Origin of the sequence: Cupriavidus phytohabitans (assembly GCF_000426345.1) — a bacterium.
Classification (GTDB): domain Bacteria; phylum Pseudomonadota; class Gammaproteobacteria; order Burkholderiales; family Burkholderiaceae; genus Cupriavidus.
Map to the genome: position 1 here is coordinate 1 of NZ_AUFE01000132.1, position 7363 is coordinate 7363.

General features: G+C 61.5%; 8 protein-coding genes and 1 pseudogene. 7 read left to right on the plus strand and 2 right to left on the minus strand.

Annotated features, from left to right (window positions below; all coding sequences use genetic code 11):
- Together K309_RS38475 and K309_RS0133000 are read left to right on the plus strand one after the other, a co-directional pair.
- Positions 1 to 1011 (plus strand): hydrogenase large subunit (locus K309_RS38475; protein ID WP_500784389.1); only part of this gene is annotated, 1011 nt, incomplete at its 5' end.
- Entirely contained in the window at positions 1011 to 1541 is a 531-nt protein-coding gene (locus tag K309_RS0133000) for an NADH-quinone oxidoreductase subunit B family protein (protein ID WP_035878774.1), read from the plus strand. The genes K309_RS38475 and K309_RS0133000, both read left to right, overlap by 1 nt.
- 292 nt (positions 1542 to 1833) lie before the next feature.
- Here K309_RS0133000 and K309_RS0133005 read toward each other — a convergent pair whose 3' ends face one another.
- Positions 1834 to 2037: a ribbon-helix-helix protein gene (locus K309_RS0133005; protein ID WP_029050236.1), complete on the minus strand. Its 204-nt coding sequence runs from the start codon at positions 2035 to 2037 to the stop codon at positions 1834 to 1836.
- 156 nt (positions 2038 to 2193) lie between these two features.
- Here K309_RS0133005 and K309_RS0133010 point away from each other — a divergent pair, with 156 nt between their 5' ends.
- The 5 genes from K309_RS0133010 to K309_RS42705 are packed head-to-tail and all read left to right on the plus strand — an operon-like array spanning position 2194 to position 6718.
- The gene (locus tag K309_RS0133010) at positions 2194 to 2505 is read left to right on the plus strand and encodes an HPr family phosphocarrier protein (RefSeq protein WP_084402680.1); all 312 of its coding nucleotides are present in this window, start codon (positions 2194 to 2196) and stop codon (positions 2503 to 2505) included.
- A 13-nt stretch (positions 2506 to 2518) separates the two neighbouring features.
- Positions 2519 to 3349: a fused MFS/spermidine synthase gene (locus K309_RS0133015; RefSeq protein ID WP_029050238.1), complete on the plus strand. Its 831-nt coding sequence runs from the start codon at positions 2519 to 2521 to the stop codon at positions 3347 to 3349.
- A 41-nt stretch (positions 3350 to 3390) separates the two neighbouring features.
- On the plus strand, positions 3391 to 4551 hold the full coding sequence (locus K309_RS0133020; protein WP_029050239.1) for a DUF1275 domain-containing transporter: 1161 nt from the start codon (positions 3391 to 3393) through the stop codon (positions 4549 to 4551).
- The gene (gene rpoD / locus K309_RS38480) at positions 4548 to 6557 is read left to right on the plus strand and encodes an RNA polymerase sigma factor RpoD (protein ID WP_255360142.1); all 2010 of its coding nucleotides are present in this window, start codon (positions 4548 to 4550) and stop codon (positions 6555 to 6557) included. The genes K309_RS0133020 and rpoD overlap by 4 nt, the downstream gene beginning before the upstream one ends.
- Positions 6554 to 6718, plus strand: a complete 165-nt coding sequence (locus K309_RS42705) for a hypothetical protein (RefSeq protein ID WP_198030902.1) — start codon at positions 6554 to 6556, stop codon at positions 6716 to 6718. The genes rpoD and K309_RS42705 overlap by 4 nt, the downstream gene beginning before the upstream one ends.
- 350 nt (positions 6719 to 7068) lie before the next feature.
- Here the strand turns inward: K309_RS42705 and K309_RS43505 are convergent.
- Positions 7069 to 7363, minus strand: a pseudogene (locus tag K309_RS43505) (IS4 family transposase); the annotation flags it as partial.

A 7363-nucleotide genomic window follows, 5' to 3' on the forward strand; every position in this document is an offset into this window, starting at 1 on the left:
TTGCCGGCTGGCGAGATCTGCCGGATCAGCCGGACTGCAAGCGTTCTTGGTGCAAATTGCGATTTTTCTTGGCGGCTTATCTTGGGTGGATTGGGCTACCACCTGGCCGGCCGGGTTTCGGGCGATTCCACCGTGGCTTTTGCCTGGGCCTATTGCATGGCGCTCGAGTCAGCCTGGCGCTGCGCGCCTCCGCCGCGGGCAAACTGGCTTCGCGCCCTGATGCTCGAGCGTGAGCGGATTGCCAATCATCTGGGTGACCTGGGCGCCCTGGGCAATGATGCGGGGCTGGCCTTCGGCCTGGCGCAATTCTCGCGCTTGCGCGAAGACTGGCAGCGGCTGGCCGGAGAGGCTTTCGGCCACCGGCTGATGATGGACGCTGTGGTACCAGGCGGCGTTGCGCGCGACCTTATGCCAGCCATGCTTGAGCGCCTGTGTCAGCAGTGCGACAACATCGAGCGGGAAGTACGCGTGCTGCGCGTGGTGTACGACGAGCATGCGGGCCTGCAGGACCGCTTTCTTGGGGCGGGCCGCGTCACGCCACAGCTTGCTGCACAGCTTGGGCTGACCGGGCTGGCCGGACGTGCCAGCGGCCACGCGGCGGACCTGCGCCGCGACCATGCCTGGCTGCCCTACGATAGCCTCGCCGTGAAAATGGCCACGCACCGCGGCGGCGATGTCGCCGCCCGCGTGGCCGTGCGATTCGATGAACTGCTGGAGTCGCTGCGGCTGATCCGTGCCATCTGTGCAGGCCTGCCGGACGGCACCACGCGAATCTTGCCGCAAGCGCCCGCTGGTGCCGCCATCGGAGTGGGATGGGTGGAGGGCTGGCGTGGCGAAGTCCTCGTCGCGCTCGAACTTGCCGATGACGGCAGCATCCTCCGCTGCCATTGCCACGACCCGTCGTGGCAGAACTGGCCGGTGCTCGAACACGCCATCATCGGCAACATCGTGCCGGACTTTCCGCTGATCAACAAATCCTTCAACCTCAGCTACTCGGGGCACGATCTCTGATGTGGCAAATCCTCAAGCAGATTGCCCGCACCGGCATTGTCACCGAGCCTGCGCCGTCCAACGCGGCAGACGAGGCCCCCTCTATCCAGCACATCCACCGGGAACTGCTCGACATTCTCGGCCAGGCGTTGACAATCCGGCAGGTCGACGCAGGGTCGTGTAATGGCTGTGAGCTTGAGATCCACGCGCTCGGTAATCCTTACTACAACATCGAAGGTCTTGGCATCAAGTTCGTCGCCAGCCCGCGCCACGCCGACATGCTGCTGGTAACCGGACCGGTCTCGCGTCATATGGAAGAGGCCCTGCGGCGCACCTACGCAGCGACCCCAGAGCCGAAACTGGTAGTGGCGGTAGGCGACTGTGGCTGCACCGGCGGGATCTTCGGGGAGAGCTATGCGAGCTGCGGCCGTGTCGCCAACGTGATCCCGGTCGACGTAGCCGTGCCGGGCTGTCCACCGCCGCCCATAGCGATCCTGCGCGGAATTCTGAGCGCCGTGCGGCAGCGCCAGACCGATCCCGCGCGGCGCTAGCGATGTAGCTCGCGAGGGAGCGTTGAGCGATGCCCGGCATATTGCCAGGCTGGGCTCAGCACGCAAACTTCGACACTGGTTGGCACTAAGGAGAGCGCGCCTACGCAAAGCATCGTCCGCACTGCCACAGTGGCCGCTCGACTGTGCCTTGCGAACCGGGTGCTATCCATATGGCACGACTGCCTAACGCCCGTCGCTCACGGGCGTGCCGCGAACCACACCTGGTTGCCATGCGGACCGGACAATGCGTGCGAACCCCTATACCTGGGCACCGGCTGGTTCTTTCCTACTATCACTCACGTTCGTTCGCCGCCAACCTAGCCGCGCCGACCTTCGGCTTGGTGGCGTAGTCCACCTCATATTGCTCCAAATAGTCGCGAATCATCTGGCGAACAATCTGGGATGGCGTCTGGTCTTGGGCGGCGCACAGCGCCTCAAAGGCCTTCTTCTTCACCGGGTCGATCAATACGGTCAGACGGGCAGTCTTGGATTCCATGCGTTTTGGAGTGTCATTGTGTAATAATGGCATTATCATTATATATGACTACAAGACCCGCTACACATCCCGCCGAGAGCGCCCCGCTGCGACTCCGGAAGTCCGGGTATGAGGAGACGCGCGTGCCAGGCAGTGCAATACGCGGCTCCAGAACAGATGAGCCTTGAGGTTCACTATTTTTTTGATGAGGGCGCAGTGGTAGAAGTGACGATAGAGGTGACCGCCAAGAACGGATTTCAGGGACGGAATTCCGCGCGATTGGCTTTCACGGCCAATCAGTTTGAGTGCCAGACCCTGCTCACAAGTGGCCCCTGGATCGCAAATGCGAAGGACGTGATGGAGGTCATGCGCTTGTCCGCGCGGGTGGGGACGCATGTACGCATCCAGGCGGACGGCGTGGACGAGGCCGCCGCCGTCGTTACCATCGCGGCATTGTTAAGGGGCGAGGCGCTCCCCAAGTCTCTCTAATGGAAATGGACAGATGCACGCCGACCGCACCTCATTCCAGGCCTATCTGAAATTCCTTGCCGAGGCGACCCGCGACGGTACGCCCCAAGTGTTGGAAACCCAGCACGCCCTATCGCTGCATTTCGATGCGCTGGCCACCCAAAGCTTCATGTCGCGCAAGGATCCCGACAAGCTCGTGCTGGGTTACACCCGCACGATGATGGGATTCCTGCTATTGCATCCGACTCCCGCCAGAATCTCGATGATCGGCCTGGGTGGCGGTTCACTTGCCAAGTACTGCTACCGGCATCTACCCAACACCAAGATTGTGGCAATTGAAATCAATCCGGCGGTCATCGCCCTGCGCGAGCAGTTCCAGATCCCGCCGGACGACGAACGACTCGAGATTGTTTGCGCGGATGGCGCCGAATATGTCGCGAACCAGAATGCGCGACCGGACGTCATCCTGGTGGACGGGTTCCTGGCCGACGGCATGCCGGTACAGCTTGGCACGGCGGACTTTTATGCCGCCTGTCATGCACGCCTGGCCGATACTGGTGTGCTGGTCGCGAATTTTCTCGAAAGCGATCCCGATATCCCCTTCTATCTGGAGGAAGTCAGCGCCGTGTTCGGCAAATCAATGTCGATTTCTCTTTCCGAAGACAGTGCAAACTACACGCTGTTCGCCTGGAAGGGGGCACACAAGCTGCCCGCTCTGGAAGCACTGATGGCGCGGGCGCGCATCCTGGAAACGGCGCATTCGCTGAACCTGACTGCAGGCGCTCGCCGCCTGAAAGGCGGCGAGCGCCTGGCATCGGATCGCGCCGCCCGGACCAAGCTGGCAAGGCGGCAGGTCCGGTATTGACAAGCCCTTCCCCCCGTGCAGGCCTCCTCACCAATGCAACCATGCCCATCCTGTACTTGCGTAAGCTGACTGGGAAGGTGCGCAGTCCCGACAGCAATCGGCAACTGGCCTGCTACCTGGCCTTTGTGGCCGGAGCGACCAACGCGGGCGGCTTCCTGGCCGTGCAGCAGTACACCTCGCACATGTCGGGGATTGTGTCCGCCATGGCAGACAACCTGGCGCTTGGCAGTTTCTGGCTGATGTTGGATGGCCTGGGGGCGATGCTGTCGTTTCTGGCGGGCGCCGCCTGGTCAGCGGTGCTGATTAACTGGGGTCGGCGCGAGCACCTGCATAGCGAATACGCATTGCCGCTCATGCTGGAAGCCGCGCTGTTGGTGTGTTTTGGCCTGCTTGGAAGCAATCTCGAGCACCACGAATGGTTGTTCGTGCCGGCAACGGTCATGGTGCTCTGTTTCATCATGGGCTTACAAAATGCCATGGTCACCAAGCTGTCGAACGCCGAGATCCGCACCACGCACGTGACCGGCATGGTTACTGACATCGGGATAGAACTGGGCAAGCTGTTCTATTGCAACCTGTCCAGAGCCGATTCGAGCAAGCCACCGGTGCTCGCCAATCGGCACAAACTACGGGTACTTATCACGCTTGTCGCATTGTTCTTTGCCGGTGGCATCGTTGGCGCCTTGGGGTTCAAGCACGTCGGGTTCAGCGCCACGCTTGCGCTGGCAACCCTGCTGCTCGCCCTCGCGGCAGTCCCGGTGCTCGACGATGTGCGCCTGCACTTGTGGCGCCGGGACCTTCTGCCTCATTTGACCGCACGTTCCCGGCGTTGGGCTCGCGCAGTCAAAGAAGATGTGCACGCGGTGTGGCTGGCTGCGCAAGATCCCCGCACGCCATGGTATGCGAAAGCACTGGCCTTGCTGGTCGCCGCTTATGCCATGTCGCCTATTGACCTGATTCCCGATTTCATTCCCGTACTTGGCTTTCTGGATGACGTGGTGGTGGTGCCGCTCGGCTTGTTGCTGGCAATACGATGGATTCCGCTTGAGGTGATGCGCGAGCATCGTGCAGCGGCCGCGGCGGCCGCCAATCGCCCGGTCAGCCACGTTGCGGCGCTGGTGATCGTGACGCTCTGGGCCATTGCCGCGGTGTCGGCATTGATCTGGCTCGTGCAACATCTGCCCGGGCGGGGAGGCACCTGAAACGACGGCCCGATCAGGCCCAGCCATCGGCCAGTGCCACGGCGAAGTCACGGTCCGGCTGTCGCTGGGGCAGAAATGAAGCGCTTTGCGAAGCCTTTGGCGAGAGCGAGGCACAGGATCGCGCGGCGAGCGCGCATGAGATGAGCGAGAACTTACGTACGAACCTGCTTGCACTAATCGCTCTTGGCAAAGAGCGCGGTTTCCTCACGCGTGGTGAGCTGAGCGATCAGCTTCCGGATTGCGACGAAACATCAGCTGTCATCGACCGGACGCTGGCGATGTTGGCCGATCTCGGCATCGAGGTCGTCGACCGAGCGCCAACGGAAGCTCCAGCATGGCTGACTCAGGATGCGGCACCCTCCGCAAATGAGGAGGATGTCGCAGAGGAAGCCGCCGCGGCCATCACGCAGAGCGACGGTCGACTGACTCGCACGACCGATCCCACGCAAATGTACCTGCGAGAGATCGGTGCAATCCCTCTTCTGACGCGCGAGGACGAGGTGGCCATCGCCCGGCGGATCGAAGACGCGCTGGCGGAAATGATGGCGGCGATGGTGGCTTGCCCCGTTGTGCTTTCCGAACTCCTGGCGATGGCCGTCCGGGTGGCCCGCGATGAGATGGCATTTGAGGATCTGGTCGACCACATTGTGGAGCCGCGAGCCGAGCCAGGCGGTAGCCTGCTACCAGAAGCGCAGGCGCAGACCGATGCCGAGCCGGAGGATGACGACACAGGACTCGACGATGGCGATCGGGGGCCGACGACTTCTGCTGATAGCGAATCCGTCCGGTTGCGGGGCATTGGCTTGGAGAGGTTTGCAGCGATCCGGTGTCAGGCCGATGCGCTTGCCAGCGTCGCTCGCTGCCCAGAGTCCGAGTCCGACCCCACCCAATATGTCAGGGTGCTGACCACCCTCCAATCTGAGCTCGCGGCATTTCGCTTTAGCCCGCCTGCTATTGTGGAGCTCACGCAGATCCTTGACGCGTTGATCGAGGAGGTCCGTCAGGTGGAGCGCCGCGTCGCCAAGATCCTGATCGACCAATGCGGCATGACGCGCGAATTGTTTCTTGAGCGATTCAGAGATCAAGCCGCGAATCTGGACTGGATGAATGCGCTCGCGGCGGAGAACCCTGCCATTCGCGCTCACCTGATCAGATGGGCGCCGGAAGTGCGAGCGCTTCAGCAAGAGTTGCGCGCCGTGGAAACTCGCGCCGCGATGCCGCTGGGAGATCTGCGGGAAACCGCCAAACGAGTGGCGAAGGCGAAGACGAAAGCCCTGCAAGCCCGGTCTGAGATGATCGGGGCCAATCTCAGACTGGTGGTCTCCATCGCCAAAAAATATCAGAATCGTGGCTTGCCGTTGCCGGATCTCATCCAAGAGGGAAATATCGGCCTCATGCGGGCGGTGGACAAATTCGATTATCGGCGCGGTTACAAGTTCTCGACCTACGCGACCTGGTGGATCCGGCAGGCGGTCATCCGTGCCATCGCCGATAAGGCGCCCTCCATCCGTATTCCGATGCATTTGGTCGAGGCCATTGGCAAGATCAACCGGCATTCGCGCGAGATCTTCCGGGAAACCGGCGCCATGCCAACGCCGTCCATGTTGGCTGCCCGTTTGGCGATGAGCGAGAAACAGATCAAATCCATCCTGAATCTCGTCAAGCAGCCGATCTCGCTGGAGACCCCATTGGGGGAAAGCGGGGATGCGCTACTAGGAGACACCTTGGCTGACGAGGACACGATATCGCCAGTGGACGCGGCGACCCAAGCGGCACTCCAGCAGGAAATGGAAGCCGTCCTGGCAAGGCTAACCTCGCGCGAGGCAAAGATCTTGCGCATGCGCTTTGGCGTGGGGCTGCAGACCGACTATACGCTGGATGAAATCGGCGCGCAGTTCGGCCTGACGCGCGAGCGCATCCGCCAACTAGAATCCCAGGCATTGCGAAAGTTGCGCAAACCTGAGCTGACGACACGGTTCGATGGCTTCGTAGAGAGAAAAACATGAGCGACGAACAGTATCACCGTGCCGTGGACCTGATCCACTTGCTGTACGCAGCACTGGTCGGCCTGATGACGCCCGGCGGAGGCGAGGAAGCCGGTGAGCTGGCCGAGAGCGCTATGCAAGAGGCGTCGGAATTCCTCGGACTACCGCCGGGGAAGCGGTAGTTGAATTATTTAGATCGCGGCGCACAGCTGGGTAAACGTAGTGCGCAACCTTCCGCGAGCTAAAGTCGAAACTGGTGTACAGGCGGGGAATTTGAGGCGCGGAGTAGAGGGCGGTGGAGCTTTCCGCTGAGAATCTGATTGTCGAGATCGGAAACCAGCACAAGAAAGGTCCACCATGAGCAAGGATAAAGGGAAAGAAGCAGTCGGTCTATCGGAAATCGGGCTTGGGCTCGAGGTAGAATTCCAGGGAATACTGGCAGGCGTCGGAGCACTGGGTAGTTGCATGGCGGAATTGTGGCGGTGGGAAGGATGGGGGAGTTGGACCCAATCCACCCAAGTTACTGTAAGCATCAACAAGCCTTATAAGCGGCATGTCGATGAGGCTTTGGGCGAGGCGGACGAGGTTTGTTGCGATCCGGTCGCACGCGATGGGCACGTGTTGCGATCAAAGCCAAGGTCTCATTCAGGGCAGCCTTGGCCCAGCGCAAGCCGAGCAGCGCCGCTGACAGGACAGGTTTGAGAGCCGTGATGGCGAAGGTTCGGTTGATACGACGGTCCGAGTCAATCTCATGTTCCTGCGCGGCGCTGAGGCAGCATAGGGCGTGCAAGTTGTCGCTGAGGATTTTGGCGCCGAAGTCCTGCCTC

What these genes read in the sequence shown, in the direction of transcription:
- K309_RS0133000 (WP_035878774.1), top strand. Translation starts at nt 1,011, where the DNA reads ATGTGGCAAATCCTCAAGCAGATTGCCCGCACCGGCATTGTCACCGAG.
- K309_RS0133005 (WP_029050236.1), bottom strand. Translation starts at nt 2,037, where the DNA reads ATGGAATCCAAGACTGCCCGTCTGACCGTATTGATCGACCCGGTGAAG.
- K309_RS0133010 (WP_084402680.1), top strand. Translation starts at nt 2,194, where the DNA reads ATGAGCCTTGAGGTTCACTATTTTTTTGATGAGGGCGCAGTGGTAGAA.
- K309_RS0133015 (WP_029050238.1), top strand. Translation starts at nt 2,519, where the DNA reads ATGCACGCCGACCGCACCTCATTCCAGGCCTATCTGAAATTCCTTGCC.
- K309_RS0133020 (WP_029050239.1), top strand. Translation starts at nt 3,391, where the DNA reads ATGCCCATCCTGTACTTGCGTAAGCTGACTGGGAAGGTGCGCAGTCCC.
- K309_RS42705 (WP_198030902.1), top strand. Translation starts at nt 6,554, where the DNA reads ATGAGCGACGAACAGTATCACCGTGCCGTGGACCTGATCCACTTGCTG.